We start from the raw sequence: 25,360 nt of genomic DNA on the forward strand, positions 1-25,360 counted from the left end.
AATAAAACACTATGGAAAAATTAAAATATCAAATCGAGATTGATGCGTCACCAGAAAAAGTTTGGGATGTTCTGTGGAATGAGAAAACTTATTCTCAATGGACCTATTATTTCAGTCCGGATTCCAATATGGTAACCGATTGGGAAGTTGGCGGTAAAACCTATTTCACGGATTCGAGCAGAAAAAATGGAATGGTCAGTACAATAGAACGTATCGAAGAACCGAAACATCTGATTTTTAAACATCTTGGCGAACTTCATAATGGCGTAGAAGATGTCGATTCTGAAAAAGTAAAAGCTTGGAACGGAAGTCTGGAAGCTTATTATCTGGAAGAAGATAATGGAAAAACAATACTTAAAGTGGAAGTGGATTCTAATGACGAATTCAAAGAAATGTTTGATAACGGATTCAAGAAAGGATTGGAAGTCATAAAAGATCTTTCTGAAAATTAATTTTAAAAATACAAATGATGGATAGATCAACTTCAAAAAAATTAGATATTGTCATTCCTGCGTTTCGTGCCCATTCACAGACATTCGTGATGGTTTTGGACGGGATTTCTGAGGAAGATGCCAAGAAAAGAATCGATGGAAAAACCAATCATATGATTTGGATGGTCGGGAATTTTGTCAATATGCGTTACAGTTTGGGCTGGGTTCTGGGACTCAAGGAAGAAGACCCTTTCAGCGAGTTGTTTTTTCAAGGAAAGGCTTTGGATGAAAGTTTTGATTATCCAACGTTAGCGCAACTGAAAGAAAGTTTCCATAAGATATCGCCTTTGGTCTATGACAAATTGCTTCAAGCGACAGATGAAGATTTAGACAAAGATTTTCCAATGGGAATGGGCGTAGATTTCTTCAAAGAAGATGTTCTAAATTTCGTTGGGATGTGTATTGGAAGAGAAGATTATCTGTCGGGACAATTGGGATTGATGAGAAAGATCCTCGGTTATGAAGGAATGAAATATAACTTCGATAAAGATTTGAAATATTAATGGAATCCAACAAAAACTTCGAATATAGCTTTCACTCCAACAAAATAGCTAAAGAAATTTTCCCCATTTTAAAAAATGTAAAAAGCTGGTGGAATGGTTTGTTTGGAGAAGTTATTTTAGGCGAAAGTAATCAAACCGGAGACGAATTCTCTTTCTCGGCTGGTGATGACGTTCATTTTTCAAAACAAAAGTTGATAGAACTTAACCCAAATAAAGAATTAGTTTGGTTAGTCACAGATAGTAATTTATCTTTTCTTCAAGACACTCACGAATGGGAAAATACCAAAATCAAATTCATTCTGGAAGAAACTAAAAATGGAACAAAAGTCACTTTCACACACGAAGGTTTGATTCCCAAAATCGAATGTTATAAAAACTGTACAGGAGCTTGGACTCAATATTTGGCAAATCTGGAAAAATCTTTAAACTCATAGACAAAACAACTATAAAACTATGGCAGCAGTCAATCCTTATCTTACATTCCACGATCAGTGCGAAGAAGCTTTCAAATTCTATGAATCTGCATTTGGAACCAAAGTTCCATTTTGGAGTCGTTTCGGCGATATGCCACCTCAGGAAGGAATGCCTCCGTTGGCGGACGAATACAAAAACCAAATAATGCACGTCTCACTTCCAATTTCTACAGAAACTGTGATTATGGGCAGTGATTCTCTTCCAGGAATGGGCGAGTACAAAAACGGCAATGATTTTTCAGTCGCAATCAAAGCCGAGTCCAAAGATGAAGCTAAAAAATTGTTCGATAAACTTTCCGAAGATGGAAAAGTTACGATGGAACTTCAGGACACATTTTGGGGTGCTTATTTCGGGATGTGGGAAGACAAATTCGGAATCCAATGGATGGTCAATTACGACGACCCGGAGAAAGTTCAGGAACATTAAAATAACATTAACCACAAAAGATTTAAAAAAATTAAATTGATTCTTTCTTTTGTAACTTTTGTGGTTTAAATCATAAACAAACGACAAAATTCAAAATAAATAAAAAAATGCCAAAATTAAATTCATACCTCAATTTTGATGGTACAGCAGAAGAAGCTTTCAAATTTTATCAATCCGTTTTCGGTGGGGAATTTGTAGGCGGCGTGATGAAAATGGGAAATGCGCCAGGAACAGAACATCTTTCCGAAGATGAAAAAAACAGAGTCATGCACATCGCATTACCAATTGGGAAAGACCTTTTGATGGCTTCTGACATCGTTCCGTCCATGGGACAAAAGCTCAATCAAGGAAACGGGAATTATATTTCTATTTTTCCGGAAAGCAGGGAAGAAGCGGACCGGATCTTCAATGGACTTTCTGCAGATGGAGAAGTTGAAATGCCAATGGAAGACCAGTTTTGGGGCGACTATTTCGGAAGCTTCAAAGATAAATATGGTGTTTGCTGGATGGTCAACTATAGCAAAGATTCTGGTTACGAAGGATAACGGGAGTTACTCATAGATTTTAACAAACTTTGCAGATTTTCAATTATCTGCTAAGATTAAAATATCTGCGAGGAATTTAATAACTAAATATTTTATGGAAAAGGTAACAGCAAAAGCATCTATAGGAATTCAGAAGCCTGTTTCGGATGTTTTTGAAGCGATCATCAATCCAGAAATAATGCGGAATTATTTCATTTCCAAAGGTTCCGGAAGAATGGAAACCAATAAGGAAATCTTCTGGTCTTTCCCTGAATTTGACGGTTCTTATCCATTGACAACGAAAGAGATCATTCCCAACGAAAAAATTGTTTTTGTCTGGGACCCAAATTCTGTTGTGACAATTGAGTTACAACAATTAGCTGAAAATAACACAGTGATAAAAGTTGCGGAAGAAGGTCATAACAGCGATGAAAAAGGCATAAAGTGGGCAATCGGTCAAACCGAAGGTTGGGCCAATTTTCTGGCCTGTATGAAAGCTTGGCTGGAATATGGGATCCATCTGCGGAAAGGTGCTTTCGACTTTATGAAAACTGATTAAAATAAAAGCTTTGCAATTGCAAGGCTTTTTATCTGTAATTTTTGGCTTTAGGATGGGTTTTGAATATTTTTCATTCCGTAGAAATCTATGCTGTTGAGATTCTTACGGAATGACAAATATTATTTTATATCAATTTTCAATTCATTAACTAATGTTTCTATTATACACAGCTCTGTGGCTTGAACAGAGCTCTTTTTATTTTTTTTAAAGAAAAAAGTGGGAGCTCTTCGACTTAGCTCAGGATAAATTACAGACGTATAAAGGCGCCCTGAAAATTATTTAAAGTAAAAGATTTAGGTCTGCGTCTTCCTAAATGTAAAACGTAAAACTTTAAAAAAATGAAAAAAGGAATTTTAGCAATCGCAGGTTTAGCCGCTATCGCAATCATCGCCAAAAAAGCACAAAAAAGAAAAGCATTCGTAAGAGGTATCTTCGACGAGTATGACGTGAAAGAAAGAACGCCATTCGGATTCGCAGACAGGATCAGAACGATGAATGACGAGGAATACAACTCGCTGAAAGAAAAAGTGAGGGCACAATTCGGAAGAGGATGCTGCAAGCCAAGAACTGCAGAATAATTTTTTGAAAATTAAATTAAATTGTTAGAAAAACGGAAAGTATGAGCTTTCCGTTTTTTTTCTTCTCGCAAATCAGGTAGATTTTGGAGATGATTTTATTAAAAATCTTCTTAATTTGCTAAATCTGCGGGAAGTAAAATTTAGTTTTTTAAAGATAAATGAAATTGTTAAATTTGCTTTGTGAAGGATTACTACTACTTTCTCGGAATTCCTCAAAATGCTTCTGCGGAAGACATCAAAAAAGCTTACAGAAAATTGTCTCTGAAATATCATCCGGATAAAAATGATAATGACGATTTCTTCTCAGATAGATTCAAAGAGGTCAAAGAAGCTTATGAAACACTGACTGATACGGACAGGAGACGACTCTACGACCAGAATCTTTCCAGCCAGCAAAGAAATGTAAAAAGTATTCTTCCACCGAAAATCAAGAATTTTTCTGCGAGTAAGATCCGGGCACAAAAAGGTGAAGAAATCACTATTTATTGGAATACTTATGATGCGGATTTGGTGAAAATTGTGCCTTTCGGATTAGAAAAACCGAATGGTGAGCGAACAATCAGAATTAAGGAATTTGATTCCCAAGGAAAATTCCAGATTTTGCTTCACGCAACGAACACCGTACTTCACAAAACTATTGTTCAGGGCATTACGATTACAGAACTGGCAGAATCGGAATTGGATTCTGAAGAAAAGGAATCGTTAAATAATCCATCCGGATCCTTCCAAAAACCGCAAAAAAAAGAAAACCAATCTAAAAGACTGGTTTCTGTTCTTATATTTTTAGCATTGGCTGCTATGATTATCTGGCTGATGCTTAACTGATCTTTGCACGTCCGGGACATTTCTTACAACGCTTTCCCTTCTTGAATTTCTTGCAGCATTTTTTCTTGTCGCAATACATCATTTCATCGTTTCTGTAAGCCGGGGCCAAAGGCGCAATTTTGAAAGCTATAACTGTTGGGATCATAGCTGCAAATATAAATTAATTTAGAATAAATACAAATTGAAATTTTAAATTATTTAATAATGTTAAGAATCAATAATTTATAAACATTTCGACTCCGCTCAGGGTGACAATTGTAATACCAAAATGTACTCTTTAAATGATGCCAATCTGAGCGGAGTCGAAGATTTATAAGTGCCAGCCTAAGATTATCGAAGACTATTTCAAGTAAGGCTTCATCACGTTTGCCCATAGTCGGTAACCTTCTGGTTTCATATGCAGCATATCTTCTTTGAAGATGTCTGTTCTTACTTTTCCGTTTTCATCATTCATCACTTTTGTAATATCAATGTATTTTGCTCTTTTTTGAGTTTTAAGATAAGCTTCAATACCTTCATTCAGTTCTTTCATTTGTGGCCATAACTTTTCACGACTTGGCGAATATTTGATAGAAACATAGGCAACCGGAACTTTTGGATATTTTTGACGAATCTTTCCAAAGAATGTTTTGAATCTTTCGAGAACTTCGTCTGGGGTTGGATTGTCTGTCGCAATGTCATTTTCTCCGCAATAGATAACAATTTGTCTTGGCTTGTAAGGCATTAAAAGTTCTTCGGAATAATTGTTAAGGTCCAATAACCTGGATCCTCCGAATGCACGATTTACGATATTTTTATTCGGAAAATAATCATTCACATCTTTCCAATAAGTAAAAGAAGAACTTCCGAGAAACAGAATTGGTTTCTTCGGTATCTCATTCGTCTGATCCAGTTTTTTGAACTCCTGGATCTCTTTCCAATATGGTTTATCCTGAGCAAAAAATTGGAGATAGCTGAGCATCAATGCAAAGAAGAAAAGTCTTTTGAAAAGAATTTTATTGAATTTCATTTTTAAAATTTTTATAAGCTTCAAGATAAAAAAAATCAGTTGCTATTGCAACTGATTTCAGGTTTTTAATATTTGTTTAGGATAATTAATCAACAATAAATTTCGTGTTCAATTCTCCTGTTTTCAAGATGTAGACACCTTTTGGAAGATTCTTCAAAGTAATTGTATTTCCGTTTTGGAAAGGATTTTCTATCGTTTGAACATTTTGACCTACCATATTGTAGATAAATGCTTTTTTGAATTGTTTCAGATCTTTGTCTCCGGTTACGTTGATTACGTTTCCTTTTACAGGATTTGGAGCAATATTCAGATTTTTTGAAAAAGAAGCATCATCTACTGCCATTACGGGACCCCAGATAGTGGTGACCCATTCCGGATGGTCGATGAATGGATTTCTGTTACCTTGATAAGCATAGACAGCATTGTTCCTGTCAATTTCCTTTTGAGAAACGGGGTCTTGAGCTGCCCATTGTAAGAGCATTGTTATGTACCAGTTTTGGAATCCAGGAAACTTATTTCCGTCAAATGGACTTCCGGAAACATTCAGATTATAAAAGCTGGATAAAGAGTTTTCATATCTTGTGATAAAATATAAATGCATCCGTGCCATATCTCCTTTAAACTCGTTGATTGGTTCAAAAACAGATCCAGAAAATCCTGATATTTTGCTGGTTCCTATCTTTGTTCCGTTCAAAAATGTTTGAGATGTGGTTCCTACTTCACCATAATTCAGATTTCCGCGTTTAGAATTGACGTAATAATCTGTAGGAATTACAAAGTTAGCATCATTTGCCATAGGAACAGCAGTTTGTCCTCCAAAAAAAGATTTTGGTAGGGAGTGTTCTCTGTTATAGCAAAAGCCTTCATTATTTTGGTTAGTGCTTCCACACTGGTTTCCCCCAGCACTGGATTGCCCGATTATGAATTCATAAGGGTCATTACTAACACCCGGTGTAGTATTGGCCGCTGGATTTTCAGAATACATATCCAAAATGGTATTATCTTTTTCATAATACTTATCGCGGTCGGTTGTTTGGTATGCTTTCCAAAGACCAGTATTGCCAGTGCCATAACCCATATCTCGGTGTCCATTCGTAATAATCTGGCTAAGCTTGGATTTTAGTGTAGCACCTGTGAGTCCATTGGTTCCATCATAATAGCCTGTAGGGATTTGTGCATTTAGAACACCAAATATGCCTATAATTAATAAAAAAAAATATTTTTTCATTTCAAGAAAGGGAATGTTAAAATTGTAAAAATATAATACGATATAAATATACTGTAATTGTGGATTTTAATTGATGTTTTAATAAAGAAAGGACAAAGGTAATTTTTTGTTCTTAAAATAAATTAATGTAATTTTAATCTATAATGAATTTTGTATTAAGCTCACCAGTCTTCAGTATATACATTCCTTTTGGAAGATTGTTTAGCTTGATTGTATTTCCATCTTGGAAAGGGTTGTCGACTGTCTGAACGTTCTGACCAATCATATTGTAAATAAGAGCTTTTTTAAATTGCTTTAAATCCTTATTCCCAGTTATGTTTATGACATTGTCTTTTATGGGGTTTGGGGCAATGATAAGGTTTTTGGAGAAAGAAGCGTCATCAACAGCCAACGGAGAAGATCCCCAAATGGATGTAACCCATTCCGGATGATCTATGAAGGGATTTCTGTTTTTCTGATAGTCATAAGCTGCATTGTTTCTATCAATTTCTTTTTGAGAAACAGGATCTTGCTGATGCCATGATAATAGTAAATTAAGTTCCCAGGTTACTAGTCCCTGATTAATGTTGCCTGTATTTAAAATATTTCCGCTAGAGAACCCTGATAATTGATTCTCATACCTTGTCACAAAATACAGAAGACATCTGGCAACATCCCCTTTGAATTCATTAATGGGTTCAAAAACAGATCCATTATATGTGGAGCCTGGTGTAGCATTCGGTCCTAATTTTGATCCGTTTTTAGAGGTGATAGAGGGATTGTTAACTTTGCCATAAGGATAATTACTTCTCATTCCGTTTACTTTACCGTCAGTTGGTAGAATGTGGTGGATATCACTCTTCATCGGGAGTTTTTCATTGAATAAACTCTGTGGGACTGTATGCTCTTTGTTATAACAATCGCCCTCTACAGAATAGTTACCGCATTTTTTCACTCCGAAGGTATAATTGTAAGGATCGGTCCCGGTTGGATTTTCAGAATAAATATCAAGTATTGTATTGTCTTTTTCATAGTATTTATCTGCATCGCTTTTTGGATATTCATCATCCAGAGCATCATAAGTATGCTGACTATATCCAGAAGTAATAATCTGGGCGAGCTTTGTTTTTAAAGCATAGCCAGTTAATCCAGCGGTTCCGTCATAATAACCTGTGGGGATTTGTGCGTTGGAAAAACTAAATATTCCAAGACCAAAAATTAAAATACATTTTTTCATTTTCAAAAAATTATGGGGCGGTAAATGTATAAATTATATTTATAAAGAAAATGAAATAATTATTAACAATACAGATTGTTTTTTAATAATGAAATAAAATTATCGAATAATCTATAAAAAAGATATCATAATATATGATTAATAAAAAAAATCAGATAAATTATCTGAAAACTTAGAATAAATATTTTTATGATATTTTATTAACAATAAATAATGTTTAATTCTCTGTAAGATACTTTTTATTGACCTTTGAAAATATCCAAGATATAGATAAACCGAAAAATAAGGCAACTCCGGAAACGATGATGTAATTGATCAGCTCTATCTTAATAGGGAAAGGCAAAGTTTCACTTGCACGGAAAAAACCTGTGTAGATTTGCATTATAGAAAGGGTAGATCCTATAACAAGTCCGGCAATGATACCGAAAAAAACGATCAAAAGTCCCGTGAAGAAATAGATCATACGAAGGTTTTGTTTATTAAAACCTAATGCGACCAATGATTTGGCCTGTTCTTTTTTGTCCAATTGCAAAATGGTGATTGCTCCGGCCAAGTTAAAGGTCGTAATGAAAATGACCAAACCAAAGATCAGGTAGATCATCAGTTTTTCTGTATTGATCATTTTCCAAAATGCCGCATTTTCCTCAGATTTTGTATTGATGCTTATTTTATCACCTAATTCCTTAGATAAATTAGATTTGACAATTTCTGCATTATTGGGATTTTTCAATTTGATCACGATCTGGTAGCAAGCTGATCTAGGGAGTCCCAGAAGTTGCTGTGCCAGTTCTATTGGAGCGATTATATAATTGTCTAATTGGTCATTTCCCGGAAAAATTCCGCTTACGAAGATATCTTTTTTATTGAAGATGTCGTTTTCCTGCTGGATGATTCCTTTTCCTGGTTTTGGCATTAGTATCGTCGCAAAATCCTGACTAGAGTTCACGGGAAGAGAAAGTCTGTTGTCCAGACTATTTTCCATGATCACCTCATTGCTATATTTGAAGTCCGGATATTTTCCGTAATAGATATTCTCATTGATGGGATTCACGTTCGTGTAAGCAGAGTCCACGCCTCTTAGATAAGCAATTTCTCCATTGTTTTTGTAACTCAGATATGCCTTTTCCTCAATAAGTTTGGAAAAATAAGCGATCTCTGAATTTTTCTTTAAGGAGTTTTGAATTGTATTTATGTTTGGTAAGACCTTTCCTGTTCTGCTTTTTATTGTAAGGTCAGCATGCAAGTTGGCGATCATATCTTTATTCAGCTCTTCCAGACCGGAGAAAACTGAAACTATGATAAACATCGCTGCCACAGCAGCTACCATTGCAAAAGCCGCTAGCCAAGTAATGAAGGTTACCGCTGTACTTCCTTTTTTAGAGATCAGATATCGGGATGCTATGTAAAAAGCATTTTTCAATAGTGTTGAGAATTATAGAATTGGATTATCGCCTTCACCTTTTAGTTCTCTTTCTATGCGTTCTACATCGTCCAGACTTGTGTCTATGTAAAATGCCAATTGCGGAATGATACGCACCTGTTTTGCCATTTTTTGTCCGATATAATTGCGGTAAAAAGCATTATTGGTATTGATCTCTTTCATGATCGGCTTTCTAAGTTCTGCCGGAAAAATACTCAGATATATTTTTGCGATACTTAGATCGGCTGTTACTTTTACGTCAGAAACCGATACCAAAAAGCTCTGTTTGCTTTCTGATGCCTGTTTGCGAAAGATCTCTGCCATGTCCTCCTGAATGATCTGCGCTACTTTTCTTTGTCTGTTGCTTTCCATAAGTCTGCAAATTTAGTGTTTTTGTTTGAATTTTTTGACAGCTATCTCTTCCTACTATTCCGGATCTGTTCCAATATCGATCTTGTTCTGGATGTGCCTATTCTCATTTTGATATGGCTTTCAGATTCAGGATTTTTTACTGGGTCGAAAATAATTCTATTTTGTCAACCAAAGTAGAGCCTGCTTCAGTTCTCTTTTCCAATAGTTTTCAGAATGTGTTCCGTCCTCATCTATTTTAATAACGATATTGTCTTTCGAAACAGATTTTTTTAAAAGTTCGGATTGGACAGATTTTATTTCCGGAACCATTGTTTCGTCTTCATTTTTTCCGGCAACAAAATAGAATTTAGAATGTTTCAGGTTATTTTTATTAAGATTCAAATATTTATTCAGATCTCTGGAAACAAACCAAAAGGCCGGACTGAAAATTCCAACCTTACCAAAAGTACCAGGGTATTTTACGGAAGCATACAGTGAAATCAGACCGCCCATAGAGCTTCCTATAATTAGTGTTTTTGATGGTTGCTTCTGTGTCCGGTAATTTCTATCAATGTAAGGTTTGAGCGTTTTTGTAAGAAATTCTATATAAAGGTCACCCTTACCTTGGGTCTTGTATTTTTTATTATTCCAAGGTGAGTATTCTGCCAATCGTTTGTCACCACCGTTATCGATCCCGATTATAATGGCGGATTGTTTGGCCTCCGCGAAAATTTCATTCATGGTTTCGTCAACACTCCATTCTCCGGAAAAACTGGTAAAATCATCAAAGAGATTTTGTCCGTCTTGCATGTAGGCAACGGGATATCTTTTGCCAGATGTTTCATAGTCAGGAGGAAGATATATCCAGATTTTCCGGGTTGTATTAAGTTGTGGAATATTGAAATTTTCACTTAGTATTTTGACATTGGAAGTAGCTGTATGTTCCTTTTTGGTTTGTGTTGACCAATTTTGGATTTCTAATTCAATGATTGTTGAAGAATCAGGGATCTCTAGAATTCTATTCGGATGATCTTCTGCCGTTTCCCAGTTTCCCTGCGTTATTTTATATTCTATTTTCTGGGATGGAGCAGGGATTGTTAATTTGAAATAGCCTTCTGTATCTTTTTTGAATTCGAACAGATTGTCATTCGGATTCCAGTTATTGAGATTTGACGCTAAAAATATTTTTGAATTTTGATTTGTATTCTCGGGCAATATTATGATCTTGAAAGTGATCTGGGCGTTCACCATGGTCAAAATCAGAACTGTGAATATTGAATATATTCTTTTAAAAAAATTAAAATTAATCAACACCATTGGTCTCTTTTATCATCGAGTTCATAAAATCTACAGTTTTCCTGGCTATATCTTTTGCTTCATGTAAATTGATATTGCTGAAGGTGTGTTTTGCATTGTTTATGATATAATATTTGTGATAGATCTTATTGTTTTCCATGGCATTTTTCAATAATTCAGACTGTGATATATCAACAACGTCATCATTGGTTCCATGAAATATCAAGGTTGGGATTGTTTCTTTCGAGACATATGTTAAAGGAGAGTAGATGTTACATTCTTTGATTGCTTGCTTCTTCTGATTCTCAATATTATAGCCTGTCAATTCTAATATCTTTTTATGTCTCAACATGAACTGGCCACGAGCATATAGTTTGAAAATTTCAAGGGCGACAGGATTTGCATCGGTTCTGAACAACTCATTCAAATCGGTTGGACCGTAAAAATTCACAGCATAATTCAACTTTGGGAGAGTTTCGGGCTCTTGGTTGTAAGCGGTAAGCAGGGCAAGATGAGCCCCAGAAGAAGCACCCCAAATACCAATGTTGTCCATATCTAATTGATAGATTTCGGCATTTTCTCTTATCCATGCAAGAACATCTTTACAATCTTGCAGAGGCTTGTCTAGGTGTATTTTTTTGTTTAGTAAAGTGTAATCGATGCTTATGACCGTATAGTTGTTCTTGATCATCTCCGAAAGTACATATTGTCGGAAGTTTTTGGTGATCACACTTTTGTCACTTCTTACCCAGGCCCCGCCATGCAGATATATGACAACAGGTGTTTTTTTATGAATGTTCTTAGGCTGATAAATGTCTAATTTTAGTTCTTTGTTTTCAGGTGTTTTTTTATAGAGGATGTCTTTGTGGATATCATAATTAACAGAAGCATTTGGAAGGGATATATCCTTTCTGTCTTTGTTGATGCTGATCGTATAGCTTAATATGCTGAGGATGAAAAGCGAAAAAATAAGTAAGACATAATGCCGTGTCTTCATTGAAGGTGTGTTTTGTATCTCAAATATATATAAAATTAAGATAAATGTTATGTTAAATTGCATTTTATGAAAAATTTATGGACAAATCTTAAGCTCGGTCTTTGATGTTTTGTAAATTTGGGTCACTTTTTTAATTAGGCCTTTCTTAAAAAAGAAATCGGCTTTTATCAAAATCAATTTTATAATGACGACAAAATACGAACAAATCCCAAGTTCACTATTCGTAAAAAACAGAAAGAAATTCGCTGAAAAATTATTGCCAAAATCTTTGGCCGTTTTCAACTCCAATGATATCTATCCGATCAGTGCAGATTCTACGATGCCCTTTCAACAACACAGGGATATTTTTTATCTGAGTGGCGTTGATCAGGAAGAGAGCATCTTGGTAATCTTTCCGGATGCCTATTTGGAAGAGAACAGAGAAATTTTGTTTTTAAGAGAAACCAATGACCATATCGCGGTTTGGGAAGGAGAGAAGCTGACAAAGGAAAAGGCTTATGAAGTTTCTGGTATCAAAACTGTCTATTGGTTAACAGATTTTGATAAAATATTTAAAAGCTTGATGTACGAAGCGGAAAATGTTTATCTGAACAAAAATGAACATTACAGAAATGCTGTTGAAACGGAACTGAGAGAAGATCGTTTCATCAAAAAAGTTCAGGCAGATTTCCCAATGCATAATTATAAAAGAAGCAACCCGATTCTTCAGCGTTTAAGAAGTATCAAAGAACCTGAAGAATTAGCATTGATACAGATTGCTTGTGATCTTACGGAAAAAGGGATCAGAAGATTGTTGAACTTTGTAAAACCGGGCGTTTGGGAATACGAGATAGAGGCTGAACTTCTTCACGAATTTGTAAAAAATAGAAGCAAAGGATTTGCATATACACCCATCATCGCAAGTGGGGACAATTCTAATGTCTTACATTACATCGCTAACAATATGCAATGTAAGGATGGAGATCTGATTCTTTTGGACGTAGGTGCAGAATATGCAAATTATTCCAGCGATCTTACAAGGACCATTCCTGTAAATGGAAAATATTCCGATAGACAGAAGGATATCTACAATTCCGTTTTAAGATGCAAAGTTGAAGCTGAGAGCCGTTTGGTTGCAGGAAACAACTGGCACAGATTCCATAAAGAAATGGGAGAGGTTTATACTTCTGAGTTGTTGCAATTAGGATTGATCGACAAAGCTGACGTTCAAAATGAAGACCCGAAATGGCCGGCCTACAAGAAATATATGATGCACGGAACCTCTCATCATATGGGACTGGATACGCATGATTATGGGATTTTGACGGATGATTTTGTAGAAAATATGGTTTTCACAAATGAGCCGGGTTTCTATATTCCAGCAGAAGGATTTGGAGTAAGGATCGAGGATGATTATGTGATCCAATCTTCCGGAAAACCATTTAATCTAATGGAGAATATCCCAATTACAGTTGAGGAAATAGAAGACTTGATGAATTCGTAAAAAAAATTGAATTCTTAATCATAAAAAAATCCCGAATATCAATGATGTTCGGGATCTTGTTATTTTGGATTTAGTATGAACTCTAAAAGCTAAGATCCAACGTTTTATTTCTTGAAAAACTCCATCAGGTCAAGATAGTTTTTCTGGTTTACCCCATGTCCGCTCATATACTCCCGGAAGGAAAAATAAGCACTCAGGTCATATAAAAGGTCAGCAGCTTTTCTTCCCCATTCTAGGGGAATCACGGCATCGTCTGTTCCATGGGAAATGAAAAAACGTAGCTTTTCATATTTCTTTTTGTCCTTTACAATATTCTTCAACATTTTTTCTTCCGGGAAAGAACTCAAACAGGCAATTTTTGAGAACAGTTCCGGATATTGTAATGCTAGAGAATAGACGATGATGCCGCCTTGGCTGAATCCACAAAGATGTGTCGGATTGTTGGTTAAGCCATATTTGTTGGTGATGGCCATGATGTTTTCCATTACCGATTTTACGGCATCATTTCCTTCATTTTCATCTAGGAAATTAGATGGTTCGTTGAAATTGATATCAAACCATGCATATCCACCATAATTTGAATTTCTCGGAGCTCGGAAACTCACGACGATCCAATCCTCAGGCAGAGTTGGAACAAAGCTGAACAGGTCTTCTTCATTGCTCCCATAACCATGAAGCATAAAAAGGATTGGGGTTTCCGGTGTGATATTTTGAGGTTCTCTTACGAGATACTGTAGGTCCATATCTTATATTAAGTACAATGATTAAAATGTACGGTTTGTTTTAATTTACTGAGACTATGAAATAATTCTTTTTACCTTTTTGGATAAGAAGGAATTTTCCATCTATCAGATCGCTTTCAGAAACAGAATAATCTTCTCCGACTTTGGTCTTGTTGATAGAAATTGAGTTTCCTGCTAATTCTCTTTTAGCCTCTCCTTTGGATTTAAGGAAACTTGTTTTTTCAGAGATCAGATCAACGATATTACTTCCGATCGCTTCTTCTTTTGACAATTCTTTTTGAGGAACTCCATCGAAAACCTGAAGGAATAATTCCTCATCCAAGCTGATTAGATCTTCCGCAGTGGATTGCCCGAAAAGGATTTGGGAAGCTTTCAGGGCTTTTTCATATTCTTCTTTTCCATGGACCCAGATCGTGACTTCCTCAGCCAATTTTTTCTGAAGTTTACGCTCGTGAGCAGCGGCTCTATGTTCTTCGATCAAAGTTTCTATTTCTTCTTTTGGCAGGAAAGTATAGAATTTAATGAATCTTTCTGCGTCAGTATCTGTCGCATTTAGCCAGAATTGGTAGAATTTGTAAGGTGAGGTTTTCTTCGCGTCGAGCCAATAATTCTCGCCACTTTCAGACTTTCCGAATTTGGAGCCATCTGCTTTCGTGATCAACGGAACTGTCAATGCGTAAGCCTCGCCTTGCGCTTTTCTTCTGATCAATTCTGTTCCTGTGGTGATGTTTCCCCACTGATCGGAACCTCCCATTTGAAGTTTTACGCCCTCGTTCTGATAAAGATGAAGGTAATCGTAGCCCTGCAAAAGCTGGTAAGTGAACTCTGTAAAGCTCATTCCGTCAACGCCGGACTCTCCTGAGAAACGTTTTTTTACAGAATCTTTTGCCATCATATAGTTTACAGTGATGTGTTTTCCTATATTTTTGGCAAAATCCAGGAAGGTAAAATTCTTCATCCAATCGTAATTGTTTACAAGGATGGCTTTGTTATTTCCATTGCCATCAAATTCTAAGAATCTTGATAACTGGTTTTTCAGACAATCAACGTAATAGAGTAGCGTTTCCTCACTCAAAAGATTACGTTCTGCTGATTTACCGGAAGGGTCGCCGATCATTCCTGTTGCTCCTCCAACCAAAGCGATCGGTTGATGGCCGTGCTGTTGGAAGTGGGCCAGGATCTTGATCTGGATAAGGCTTCCGATATGCAAAGAATCTGCAGTTGGGTCAAACCCGATGTAAGCTTTTGTCATCTCTTTATCTAGTTGATCTTCCGTTCCCGGCGTCATGTCAGAAAAAAGTCCGCGCCATTTTAGCTCTTCGATAAATGCATTCATTGTCTTAAAAATTTCGTGCAAATATAATGATAACTATTCGTAATTGCTTTTCGATGTGTAAAAATCATCCTATAGTATTTTTTTTAATTTAATCAATAATAATTAATTATTTTTTATATGATTTAAAACATAATAGTATTATAATGAATTAATATCTTATTAATTGAGGTTTTTGTAAGATTTTAATATATTTGCAACCCATACGCACAATGATGAAATAGATTTATAAAATATTTCTCAAATGAATAGGATTTTTAATGTAAATGTTTATGATTGTCTCGCTTTTTTCACATGTTGTTTATTATTTGGCCAGGTAAGACCTTCTGCAATTTATGGTGATTACAATGGCTATTGGGTTTCTCAATCAAATACTGGATATGTCACTTCCAGGGATAATAATAATCTGATCGGTTTAACTGTAAATGGTGTAACTTATGCGACCGGGGTTAACGATGTAGCACTTACTTCTCATGGTATAAGCCCTGTATTTGAAAATTACAGAGCGTTTCCAACTTCATTCTCTGTTCTAAGTACAGCCGCTAATTTTCTTGTAGGGATGCCAAGATTCATAAATGGGGTAGAGCAGAACCAGACGGTGGCTCCTTCTCTTGGCTGCGATGTTCCTTTAGGGTATTATCTGAGAGATGGTGAGCACGGGCTGAATTTGGGTACAGCTGTTTTTAATATCCCAAAACAAGAATTGACATTTTATGTGAATGTTTTGGCTGATATCAATCCTAACTGTATCAATGACGATATCCCGGATATTATTGTTACACAGGTAGGTGCACCAAGTTCCACCTATGATATTTTCAAGTTCACTGATTTGAATGGGAACACGATCGGTGTGGAAAAGCAGATCAATTTCTCCTCTGTCACACCTTCAGGATTAGCACTTTGGAATTTTTACTCCGCAGGTTCCTGCCCTCATATGTATTATACACCAAATGGATTTTCTAATACAACAAGAGATGTAAGGGTCCTGACCTTTAAATTGAGCGATTTCGGAATTACATCTTCCAATTACACAAGCGCAGTAAAATTTATACAGTTACTTTCGGGTGATAGTGATGTGGCATTCTCGGCTTACAGTACCAATTCTATGTCGCTTTATTGTCTGGAAAGCGCTGTGACAAGTGGAACAGCCCTGAATACGCAAACTGGGATCACAACGCTTGGAAGATCGGGTACAGAAAGCGATAATTGGCCAATGGTAAGAAAAGGAGGCTACCTGGCTTTGGAGTCTACTAAAAAGCCTTTTGTTCCAACTAGGGTATCGACTGCGGGACTTGCGAATATTACAAATCCAGTAGAAGGGATGATGGTATATGATACGACGGATAACTGTCTCAAGGTATATGTGAATGCAACGATTGGTTGGAAATGTTATAATAGAAAAACTTGTCCTTAAAATGAAAAAGAATTTAACGGTATTATTGTTTGTACTTTGTCTAAGTAAAGTATCTTCTCAGGTGATCTTTGGAAACAATGCAGGAACAGCATCGGATAAGACTTCTGTGCTCATGGAATTTCCAAATACAGGAAACAAAGGCCTTATTCTCCCTTATGTAACAGATAAGTCAGCAATATCGACGGCTGGTAGTATTATACTGGATGCATCTGTTCCGACGGCTGCAAAAGTTAAATATTATAATGGAACGACTTGGGTGGATCTAAGTGTCCAGCCGGCAGACGTTTCGTCGTATCTAGGTATCCAGCCTTCTTCCAGGGAAAACCCGACGGCAAAGGTCATCATAGGGAATAGTACTTCTGCAGCAGATGGTGTATTGGTTCTGGAGTCTACAAACAAAGCTATGGTATTGCCAATAGTTCCTTCGTATCAAAGTATTGTAAATCCAGCGCCAGGAACTATGGCCCTGGTAGATAACGGAGGGATCAAAACATTGGCTGTATATAATGGCGTACAGTGGAGTTTCTGGAGTTATTAAGATAAATTATTATAGTTTCGGCATGATCGATTATTTTTAATTATATATCAAACATCAAAATGTCACACAAATATGGTGACAATGCACTACAATTTACGAGATAGTATATTGTCACTTTAATATTTGATTTTCGCCGGAGTAATTTTATATGCCCAACGTCGGTGTTTTTACAGTTAAATATGATGTATGTAGATATGATATTCCCCAGAGATCATTCACTTTTTTGTTACAAAAGCTAGAGCGGGGTCAAATTGGAGGCAGAAAATAGTTCCCATGCCTGGTCTGGAATTCAGATACAGTCTCCCTTGATGGATTTCGGTGATCCTTTTTACGATCGATAATCCGATACCATTTCCTTTTTCATAATTTTTATTGTTCCCTCTGTAGAAAAGGTCGAATATCTTTTCCTGGTCCTCTTCCGATATTCCTATACCTTTATCGATAAAACGTATGGTAATAGCACTGTTCTTCGCCTCCATCTCAACATTGCAATGATGGTCAGACGAATATTTGCAGGCATTTTCCATAAGATTGAGAAAGGCAATCTCTAAAAGGTAAGGGTTTCCTCGAAAATCGTAATTGCTCTCATCCTTATCCGCATCATTGCTCATATAATTGATATCGATCTTATAGTCTTTGTTTTTCCGAAATAAAGCCAATATAGCATCAGCCAGGATCTCATCCATACGAAGGTCTACAAAACTGATCTGCGAAACATCATAGCTCGCCCTTGCAAAATCCAAAAGTGCTGACGAAAGTTGCGAGGCATGATTGGCATCCTGCAAGGCATTATCGATAGATGTTTTGTAGTCCTCCACTGTCACATTCAGCTCTTTGGCCAGTTCCAGTTCTGTAATAAGAATGGAAAGCGGGGTGCGGAACTCGTGTGAGATAGTGGTCACAAACTGCCTGTGGTTATTGAACGATTTCTCCAATCGGTTGAACGTCGAGTTAAAAGTTTCGGTCAACTCATAAATTTCGTCTTTTGCCTTTGGCACAACAAGTCTTTTGTTGAGGTTATGTTCGGAAATGTCACGGATCTGAATGATAATATCCTTTAAAGGTTTTAAAGTATAGTAAGAGAAAATAAAACCTATAATAAAAATAATAAGGATCGAAATAATATATGTCACTATGATATCTTTCTTGAATTCTGCGATGTGTGCCATTCCGGTCACATCAATGGCACTTCCGATAATATAGTACGTTTTGTTTTCAAATTTGTATTTGACTCCCATATATTGTCGCTCTTTTCTCTGCCATGTTATTCTGTTTTTACCGGTACGGATCAGTTTTCCCAGATAATACTGATTCTTGGAGGAAGGTCTGATATCAGTAAATATCAATTGTTTTTGACTGTTATAAACACTGATGTCCGCCTCATTCAAAAGCTTTTTGTTGCGCTTGTGAAGTTCCATGATTTTTAAAGAATCGGTGTCGGCATCGAAAATAAACTCGGACCTCCAGGTGATCTTATAGCCCAAACGGTCGATGAACTCATCCTGACGGTTTTTCTCGGAAATAAAATAGACCACATAGGCAAAAACAAAGAGGATTCCAGCCGTAAGAATGGCATAATTAAGGGCTGTTCTGGTGGCTATTTTCATCGGACGTTCCAAATTGCAAGTGATTTATAGATTAAAAGTGAAAATAAATCCCATTCCTGGTCTTGTATGGATGAGTTTTTCTTCGTGATCCTTGTCGATCTTCTTTCTCAGGTAGGCGATGTAGACATCAATATAGTTGGTACCTGTATCAAAATGGTTTCCCCATACATTTTCCGCAATTTCTTCACGGCTCAGTATCCTGTCCGGATTGGTCATCATAAAAAGCAGGAGTTTGAATTCTTTCGGCGACAGGCTGATCTCCTTTTTATTCCGGAATACCTGATTGGTCTTCTTATTGATCTTCAGATTCCGGTATTCGATCTCGCTGGAGGATTCGCTTTTAGGCATTACAGATGATTTTCTTAGCAAAACAGCTTTTATTCTGGCATATAATTCCCTTATCTCAAAAGGTTTTACCATATAATCATCGGCACCCGCGTCAAAACCTTCGATTTTTTCGTCAATGGTTCCTAAAGCAGTCAGCATAATGATAGGAATGTCAGGATACGATTGCTTGATCATCTTACTCAGTTCGATGCCATTCATTTTTGGCAGCATGATATCGGTAATGATCAGGTCAAACATGATCTTCTTTATTATGACCAAAGCGTCTTCTGCATCCTCCGAAATATAGATCTGGTAGCCTTGGCTTTCCAATCCCCTCTTTAAAAGTGAGGATACACGGGCGTTATCTTCTATAATTAGAATTTTCATCAGAAAATCACATGTAAATTTTTAGGTTAGACACAATCAATTTTTATTTCAGTGGTGAGCTTATGTTCAAAATCTCTACAAAGGTATTTCTTATTTTGATTTCAGGCCAGATGACGAATAACTTTAATGGATTTCTAAAGGTTTTCTAATAGTTTTCTAATGGCCTTCCTGCTTTTTCGAATCTAATTTTGTCCTGTCAAAAGCAAACAAAAATTTAGATAAAGAAAATCATGGACAGAAAATATTTTAAACTCGGGCTAATTATATTATCGGCGCTTGGTTTAGGTTCTAAAGTAGAAGCGCAGAAAAAAAATGATTTCAACAACCCGCCACTTACACATTATCTGAACGATGAACATACAAGATACCTGTCGTTCAGTGGCTATGCAGAGATATGGGCGCGCTACACACAGCTGAATCCCGGGAGTCTTGTCAACAATGAGGCTGAATCACAGATGTCAGACCTTTCATTGAGAAGAGTGAGGGTGAAAATGACCTATAAGCCAACGGAGAAGTTGATGTTCGTTTTACAGGGCGGGACCACCAATGTGAACCTGAATGCAAAAAGCAGTAACTATTTTGACCTGTTGGATGCTTACGCAGAATACTCCTTTAGCGATAAGGTTGCCCTCGGAGCAGGCCGTTCCACTTGGAGAGGCTTATCACGCTTTACCACGGGGCCTTTGAATACCCTATTGTATGACCTGCCCGCTTATGCAACTTCCAATGCGGGGACAACCGATTATACGGTAAGAGAATTGAGCGCATATATCAAAGGACAGCTAGGAAAATTCGATTACCGAATGGTTCTTGCGGATCCATATACAATGGCGACGGCCGATCCGAAACTCAATGTGGCCACCTTTAGCAAAAGTGCTCCAAGGAAAGATTTTTCAGGGTATTTCAGATATGCTTTTTTGGATAAGGAAAACATCTCTACGCCTTTTAATTCCGGGACCTATGTTGGAAAGAAGAATGTGCTGAGCCTGGGAGCCGGTTTCGATTATATCCATGACGCAATGTGGCATCTGGACAGTAGTAAAAATACTGTCAATGACGACATGAGAAGCCTTGCGGTCGATCTATTCTACGATGCTCCGCTTAACAAGGATAAAGGGACATCTGTAAGTGCTTATGCAATGGCAATGCACAATGATTACGGGCCGAACTATGTACGCTACGTGGGAACGAACAACCCGGCCACTGGGGTAGATGCTACACAGGCAAGCCTGAATGGTGCAGGAAACGCTATGCCGGTCATCGGCACGGGAAATACCTACTACATGCAGCTAGGAGGGACGCTCCCATATTTCAATAAGGATAAAAAAGATCTACAGCTGCAGCCGGCCGTGGGAGTACAATTGTCCAACCTCGAAGCTTTGAAGGATAATGCGGTAATATACGATGCAGGGATTTCCTTGTTGATGAATGGAATGTCTTCCAGACTGACCTTCAATGCTCAGAACAGACCCGTCTATACCAACGATGCGGCCAATGGTGCAGTGGCCTCGGACAGAAAATGGCAGTTTGTTCTGAAATACAGGATAGACTTTAATTAAAATATTTTTACAATGGAAAGAAGAAAATTTTTATTTCGCTCACTACAGGCTTCGGCACTTTTGCTGATCTCGGGAAATATGCTGGCGTCGGCTTTTCCAAAATTTAATAAACCCGAAAAAAAGAAAAAAGTTTACTTTCATTACCTCTTGTTTTGGCTTAAAAAAGACCTTTCCGAAGCCGAGGTGAAAGAGTTTGAAAATTTTTTCAGAGGATTAGGAAAGTTGCCCTATCAGAAAAACCTCCGCTTTGGAAGACCGGCAAACTCTACGCCCAGAGCTGTTCTCGATAATACTTTCACTTACAATGCCTCTATGGAATTCGATAGCCTGGAAGAGCTGGAAGCCTATGGTAAACTTCCAGAGCATTTGGTCCTGGTCACAAAATACAAACCATATTTTGACAAAATGATGGTTCACGATACTGTTTATAATTAAAACTTAATTCAATTCAAAAAAAAATGAAAAATATGATTAAAGGCTTGAGCCTTGTTTTAGTAATGGGTACTTTTGGCGTTATGGATGCACAACACAAAGAACACAAACATGTAAGCGTAAAAGCTGAGGAAACCAGCGAGTTCATTCCCGCGATAAGACTGATCAATAACCCGGACGGGTCATGTACATTCGAGAAAGGAAAGATTCCCACCCTAAAACATATGAATACAAGTACATTCTGGGTAAGCAACAAGACAGAGGAATGGGAAAAAAATGCCCATCCGGCCCCCAGAAGGCAGTATGTGATTACGATAAAAGGAAACATTAGATTCAAAGTTACCGATGGCTCTACTTTTATGATAAAACCAGGGACTGTCCTACTTGCTGAGGATCTGAAAGGTACAGGACATAGCTGGGATATGGTAAAAAGCAAAGAATGGGAGAGGCTTTACATCCCGATATCAGAAAGTGCTGATGATTTTTTTATTGCAGATAATAAATAATGCAAAGACATTCTCTATGTACGATCAATAAATAACATCATCGTATGAGATAATTAAACTCCCAATTATTGGGAGTTTTCTCATTGTTATAATAAGTAAGGCAACATATTTTTTAATGTACCAATCAATTGCTGATTTGAAAACGTATGATTTAATGAGATAATATTTAATACTGGACTTGGACTTTTAACAATATTTAAATCTACAAAACTGTTGCTATTGGTATTAATTGTCTTTATGAAGTAATTTTACTCACCTGAAAATCTTCTTGATTATATTTCCTATCTCTATAAAATCGTCATGATTTCCTACAGATCGTTTCTCAGAATTGATGTTATCAAACTCAGAGAATGGGAAGATCAGAAGATAATTTTTGTCATTTAGATATCGGTTTAGCAATTCCGGAATCAATCGCATCTGCGGAATATAAGACCTCATTCCCTTTTTTGCCATAAATGTGATGAGGGCTTCATTATCTTTTAATTGAATTGCTGTCTTTTCGCCGTCCTTCCAAGTGTTCATAATAATGAACTCTGCTTCGATATTGGCTTTCTTGATTATTCTCTGCAGAATATCGATAATTTCTTCCGAAGCATAAAATGTAATTGTAGCGCCTGAATTTCTTGCAATATTCCATACCCTTAATAACGCATGAAAAAAACCGGCTTCTTTATGTGCTTTTTCAGGAATCATTACCGCATATCTTTTTATGGTGGATAAAGGTTGTGCGGCATGATACACCAAAACATTTACATCATCACTTTGCAGATAACCATTATATAAATTGTAAGCAAAAGAAGGGGAGAAGCCTTTCTCATCTTCCAGCCCTATGATCAGATCGGTTATATTCTGTTCTTTAATGACGTTGTTTACTCCATTAATTACATCATTGTCATATCTTTTCAATGACTGAACTTTCACATCTGCTGCGGCTGCGGTATCTGTTGCATGGTGTAAGAGCTTTTCTGCGTTTTTTACAGAAGATTCATTTTTATCTTCATTAATGACGTTCAAGGCAAATAGGTTTTCTGTATTGGAATGGGCTTTAATTAAAATTCCAAGATTGACCATTCTTTCAACAGTTGCCTCGTGATTTAATGCTAAAAGAATATTTTCCCTTTCGTGACTGTTTCCTGAAACGGTTTCTTCATTATCCTGTTCTGCGATTTTCTGTGCACTCGACATTGAGACGAATGATGAAATTGTACACGAAACAAGAATCAATAAAATACTTCCATTTAAAACGTGTTCGTTTAACAATCTGATAGGTTCTCCGGTTTCGGTTTCAGAAAGAATAATGTTATATCCGACCATTACAGACGCCAAAGTTGCTGCTGCCGAAGCGGAGCTGAGCCCGAAAACAAGTTTTCCTTCATCTTTGGTCAATCTGAATGTTTTTTGGGTAGCAACTGCAGAAAGATATTTTCCTCCAATCGAAGCTACGAGCATAATTCCTGCAACTTCCAAAGTTTCCCAGCTTTTAAAAAAAACTTTAAAATCGATCAGCATTCCTACACTGATCAGAAAGAAAGGAATGAAAATAGCATTTCCGACAAATTCTACACGGTTCATTAATGAAGAAGTATGCGGAATCAGTCTGTTTAAGGCCAATCCGGCAAAGAACGCTCCTATAATTGCTTCAACACCTGCGAATTCTGCCAATAAAGCAGCAAGATAGATCATTACCAATACAAAAATATACTGCGAAATCTTATCATCAACTTTTTTGAAAAACCATCTTCCAATTATGGGAAAGATCAATAAAACAACTAATGCAAAAACGATAAAGGAAACTGAAAGTTTTACCCAGAATTCTGTTCCGACATCGCCCTGAGACATTCCTACAATAATGGCAAGAACCAAAAGCGCCAAAACATCCGTGATCATAGTTCCACCTACGGTAATATTAACTGCAGAATTTTTAGCAATACCTAATTTACTGACTAGAGGATAGGCGATTAACGTATGCGACGAAAATAGACTTGCAAAAAGTATAGAGGTTAATACCGAAAAATCTAAAATGTAAATTCCACCCAAATAGCCTAAAACAAAAGGAACAATAAATGTATAAAGCCCAAAGGTGAGACTTTTCCATTTATTTTTCTTGAAATCTCCCATATCGATTTCCAATCCGGCCAAAAACATGATATAGAGCAATCCGGTTGTCCCCGTAACGACAATACTGCTGTCTCTGGACAGAACATTAAATCCGTTTGGTCCGATTACAGCTCCAGCGATAATTAATCCCAACAGATGTGGAACTTTTATTTTGTTGAGTAAAAGTGGTGCTGCCAAAATAATGATAAGCACCAAAAGAAACTTCAGTACCGGATCCTCAATGGGAAGGCTAAGGTTGTGTATACTTAGTAAAGTCATTTGTGTTTATTTTTTAGAACGTACCAATTCTACGGAGAACTTCGCCATACAATTATCAACGGCGATGGTTCTTATTCCTTTCATTTTTGTATCTGAAATATCGTTCAGAAGAACATTCATATCCACCTGTTTTTTTGCGGTGGAATCTGTTTTAAAATTAAGTTTGACCTCATTATTCTCGAACTTTCCGGAATATAACCGTATCAGATTGTTGTTATTGATGATCTTGCTGAACAGCTGTATCGAATCACTGGCAAATTCCCACGTATCGGTACGTTGATCTCCAACTACATAATCACTGCAATTGGATTCTGTACAGATTACTTTTCCTGTCCAAGAACCTGCAATTTCATCTGGCCATTTAATAATCTTAATGGAATCTGAATGTTGTTTGTTGAAAATACTGTCCCTCATTTTAAGGAGTGATTGGTATTCTGCTTCCTTCTGTGCGAATGATTTTTCTTTTTCCAATAGTTGCTGTTCCCTTAAGGCCAGATCGTTTGTTTTGTCTTTGTTGTCACAGTTTAGAAGAAATAATGAAAGCAAAATAAAAAGTAATGGATTTTTCATATTAAGTAAGTTGTTCTTTAAAAGTAAGAAAAATATAAGCCAAAATCTAAGTTTCCACATCGGAAATTATACAATGCGTAGAAAAAAATAAGACCATTATATACTTAACTGTACCAGATAGCATCTTTATCTAAAGTATGAGTTTTACTATTAAATAAATATTGTTGATTGTATAAAGCTGTTGAGCG

General features: G+C 36.7%; 28 protein-coding genes. 14 read left to right on the top strand and 14 right to left on the bottom strand.

All coding sequences use genetic code 11. From position 1 onward, the window contains the following. Positions 1–11: 11 nt before the first annotated feature. The 8 genes from BLT30_RS06835 to BLT30_RS06870 all read left to right on the top strand — a co-directional run bounded on the left by BLT30_RS06835 (position 12) and on the right by BLT30_RS06870 (position 4,380). Positions 12–452 carry an SRPBCC family protein gene (locus tag BLT30_RS06835; protein WP_089872620.1) on the top strand — a complete coding sequence of 147 codons (441 nt, stop codon included), beginning with the start codon at positions 12–14 and terminating at the stop codon, positions 450–452. 14 nt (positions 453–466) lie between these two features. Further along, positions 467–994 carry a DinB family protein gene (locus BLT30_RS06840; protein WP_245707131.1) on the top strand — a complete coding sequence of 176 codons (528 nt, stop codon included), beginning with the start codon at positions 467–469 and terminating at the stop codon, positions 992–994. Next, positions 994–1,428 (top strand): SRPBCC family protein, encoded by a 435-nt coding sequence (locus BLT30_RS06845; protein ID WP_089872623.1) that lies wholly within the window; start codon positions 994–996, stop codon positions 1,426–1,428. Before BLT30_RS06840 ends, BLT30_RS06845 begins: the two co-directional genes overlap by 1 nt. Before the next feature lie 19 nt (positions 1,429–1,447). Then, positions 1,448–1,894, top strand: coding sequence for a VOC family protein (locus tag BLT30_RS06850; protein WP_089872625.1), 447 nt, complete (start codon positions 1,448–1,450; stop codon positions 1,892–1,894). Positions 1,895–2,001: 107 nt separating this feature from the next. Beyond that, positions 2,002–2,439, top strand: a complete 438-nt coding sequence (locus tag BLT30_RS06855; protein ID WP_089872627.1) for a VOC family protein — start codon at positions 2,002–2,004, stop codon at positions 2,437–2,439. 94 nt (positions 2,440–2,533) lie between these two features. Beyond that, positions 2,534–2,977: an SRPBCC domain-containing protein gene (locus BLT30_RS06860; protein ID WP_089872630.1), complete on the top strand. Its 444-nt coding sequence runs from the start codon at positions 2,534–2,536 to the stop codon at positions 2,975–2,977. 338 nt (positions 2,978–3,315) lie between these two features. Beyond that, complete coding sequence (locus BLT30_RS06865; RefSeq protein ID WP_089872632.1) at positions 3,316–3,555, top strand: hypothetical protein; 240 nt, start codon at positions 3,316–3,318, stop codon at positions 3,553–3,555. A gap of 180 nt (positions 3,556–3,735) precedes the next feature. Next, a complete protein-coding gene (locus tag BLT30_RS06870) occupies positions 3,736–4,380 on the top strand; it encodes a DnaJ domain-containing protein (RefSeq protein WP_089872634.1) in 645 nt (214 codons plus the stop codon). Here BLT30_RS06870 and BLT30_RS18170 read toward each other — a convergent pair. The 8 genes from BLT30_RS18170 to BLT30_RS06905 form a co-directional block, all read right to left on the bottom strand. Further along, positions 4,373–4,525 carry a hypothetical protein gene (locus BLT30_RS18170; protein WP_175487138.1) on the bottom strand — a complete coding sequence of 51 codons (153 nt, stop codon included), beginning with the start codon at positions 4,523–4,525 and terminating at the stop codon, positions 4,373–4,375. The two genes, BLT30_RS06870 and BLT30_RS18170, sit on opposite strands and share 8 nt — an antisense overlap. A gap of 195 nt (positions 4,526–4,720) precedes the next feature. Continuing rightward, entirely contained in the window at positions 4,721–5,389 is a 669-nt protein-coding gene (locus BLT30_RS06875) for a GDSL-type esterase/lipase family protein (RefSeq protein ID WP_089872636.1), read from the bottom strand. A gap of 85 nt (positions 5,390–5,474) precedes the next feature. Beyond that, on the bottom strand, positions 5,475–6,617 hold the full coding sequence (locus tag BLT30_RS06880; RefSeq protein ID WP_089872638.1) for an endonuclease: 1,143 nt from the start codon (positions 6,615–6,617) through the stop codon (positions 5,475–5,477). A gap of 133 nt (positions 6,618–6,750) precedes the next feature. Then, a complete protein-coding gene (locus BLT30_RS06885) occupies positions 6,751–7,833 on the bottom strand; it encodes an endonuclease (protein WP_089872640.1) in 1,083 nt (360 codons plus the stop codon). Between the two features lie 217 nt (positions 7,834–8,050). Continuing rightward, positions 8,051–9,253 carry an ABC transporter permease gene (locus BLT30_RS06890; RefSeq protein ID WP_089872642.1) on the bottom strand — a complete coding sequence of 401 codons (1,203 nt, stop codon included), beginning with the start codon at positions 9,251–9,253 and terminating at the stop codon, positions 8,051–8,053. Between the two features lie 12 nt (positions 9,254–9,265). Further along, positions 9,266–9,625, bottom strand: coding sequence for a 30S ribosome-binding factor RbfA (rbfA, locus tag BLT30_RS06895; protein WP_089872644.1), 360 nt, complete (start codon positions 9,623–9,625; stop codon positions 9,266–9,268). A gap of 156 nt (positions 9,626–9,781) precedes the next feature. Then, positions 9,782–10,855 (bottom strand): alpha/beta hydrolase, encoded by a 1,074-nt coding sequence (locus BLT30_RS06900; protein WP_245707140.1) that lies wholly within the window; start codon positions 10,853–10,855, stop codon positions 9,782–9,784. Between the two features lie 52 nt (positions 10,856–10,907). Next, positions 10,908–11,897, bottom strand: a complete 990-nt coding sequence (locus BLT30_RS06905) for an alpha/beta hydrolase (protein ID WP_175487139.1) — start codon at positions 11,895–11,897, stop codon at positions 10,908–10,910. 184 nt (positions 11,898–12,081) lie between these two features. On the opposite strand from BLT30_RS06905, the gene BLT30_RS06910 reads away from it, so the two are divergent. After that, positions 12,082–13,380 carry an aminopeptidase P family protein gene (locus BLT30_RS06910; RefSeq protein WP_089872650.1) on the top strand — a complete coding sequence of 433 codons (1,299 nt, stop codon included), beginning with the start codon at positions 12,082–12,084 and terminating at the stop codon, positions 13,378–13,380. Between the two features lie 104 nt (positions 13,381–13,484). Here BLT30_RS06910 and BLT30_RS06915 read toward each other — a convergent pair whose 3' ends face one another. Then, complete coding sequence (locus BLT30_RS06915) at positions 13,485–14,123, bottom strand: alpha/beta hydrolase (protein WP_089872652.1); 639 nt, start codon at positions 14,121–14,123, stop codon at positions 13,485–13,487. A gap of 40 nt (positions 14,124–14,163) precedes the next feature. After that, positions 14,164–15,459, bottom strand: a complete 1,296-nt coding sequence (tyrS, locus tag BLT30_RS06920; RefSeq protein WP_089872654.1) for a tyrosine--tRNA ligase — start codon at positions 15,457–15,459, stop codon at positions 14,164–14,166. Positions 15,460–15,700: 241 nt separating this feature from the next. Between tyrS and BLT30_RS06925 the strand changes: the two genes are divergently transcribed. Together BLT30_RS06925 and BLT30_RS06930 are read left to right on the top strand one after the other, a co-directional pair. Next, on the top strand, positions 15,701–16,870 hold the full coding sequence (locus BLT30_RS06925) for a hypothetical protein (RefSeq protein ID WP_089872656.1): 1,170 nt from the start codon (positions 15,701–15,703) through the stop codon (positions 16,868–16,870). A 1-nt stretch (position 16,871) separates the two neighbouring features. Further along, the gene (locus BLT30_RS06930; protein WP_139166592.1) at positions 16,872–17,408 is read left to right on the top strand and encodes a hypothetical protein; all 537 of its coding nucleotides are present in this window, start codon (positions 16,872–16,874) and stop codon (positions 17,406–17,408) included. A 215-nt stretch (positions 17,409–17,623) separates the two neighbouring features. On the opposite strand, the gene BLT30_RS06935 is transcribed toward BLT30_RS06930, so the two are convergent. Both BLT30_RS06935 and BLT30_RS06940 read right to left on the bottom strand, forming a co-directional pair. After that, positions 17,624–19,015: a HAMP domain-containing sensor histidine kinase gene (locus BLT30_RS06935; RefSeq protein WP_089872661.1), complete on the bottom strand. Its 1,392-nt coding sequence runs from the start codon at positions 19,013–19,015 to the stop codon at positions 17,624–17,626. 24 nt (positions 19,016–19,039) lie between these two features. Next, positions 19,040–19,729 carry a response regulator transcription factor gene (locus BLT30_RS06940; protein ID WP_089872663.1) on the bottom strand — a complete coding sequence of 230 codons (690 nt, stop codon included), beginning with the start codon at positions 19,727–19,729 and terminating at the stop codon, positions 19,040–19,042. Between the two features lie 230 nt (positions 19,730–19,959). Here BLT30_RS06940 and BLT30_RS06945 point away from each other — a divergent pair, with 230 nt between their 5' ends. From BLT30_RS06945 to BLT30_RS06955, 3 genes are read left to right on the top strand one after another with little or no spacing between them, the layout of a single operon-like run. Next, positions 19,960–21,288, top strand: a complete 1,329-nt coding sequence (locus BLT30_RS06945) for a hypothetical protein (protein WP_089872665.1) — start codon at positions 19,960–19,962, stop codon at positions 21,286–21,288. Between the two features lie 12 nt (positions 21,289–21,300). Then, the gene (locus BLT30_RS06950) at positions 21,301–21,723 is read left to right on the top strand and encodes a Dabb family protein (RefSeq protein WP_089872667.1); all 423 of its coding nucleotides are present in this window, start codon (positions 21,301–21,303) and stop codon (positions 21,721–21,723) included. 23 nt (positions 21,724–21,746) lie between these two features. Beyond that, positions 21,747–22,226, top strand: coding sequence for a cupin domain-containing protein (locus BLT30_RS06955; RefSeq protein ID WP_245707132.1), 480 nt, complete (start codon positions 21,747–21,749; stop codon positions 22,224–22,226). Between the two features lie 252 nt (positions 22,227–22,478). Here the strand turns inward: BLT30_RS06955 and BLT30_RS06960 are convergent, their stop codons facing one another. Both BLT30_RS06960 and BLT30_RS06965 read right to left on the bottom strand, forming a co-directional pair. Continuing rightward, positions 22,479–24,602 (bottom strand): cation:proton antiporter, encoded by a 2,124-nt coding sequence (locus tag BLT30_RS06960; protein WP_089872669.1) that lies wholly within the window; start codon positions 24,600–24,602, stop codon positions 22,479–22,481. A 6-nt stretch (positions 24,603–24,608) separates the two neighbouring features. Further along, positions 24,609–25,172 (bottom strand): hypothetical protein, encoded by a 564-nt coding sequence (locus tag BLT30_RS06965; RefSeq protein ID WP_089872671.1) that lies wholly within the window; start codon positions 25,170–25,172, stop codon positions 24,609–24,611. Between the last annotated feature and the right edge of the window lie 188 nt (positions 25,173–25,360).

The sequence above is a fragment of the Epilithonimonas hungarica genome, from assembly GCF_900102265.1.
In the GTDB taxonomy this organism is placed as follows: Bacteria; Bacteroidota; Bacteroidia; order Flavobacteriales; family Weeksellaceae; genus Epilithonimonas; species Epilithonimonas hungarica.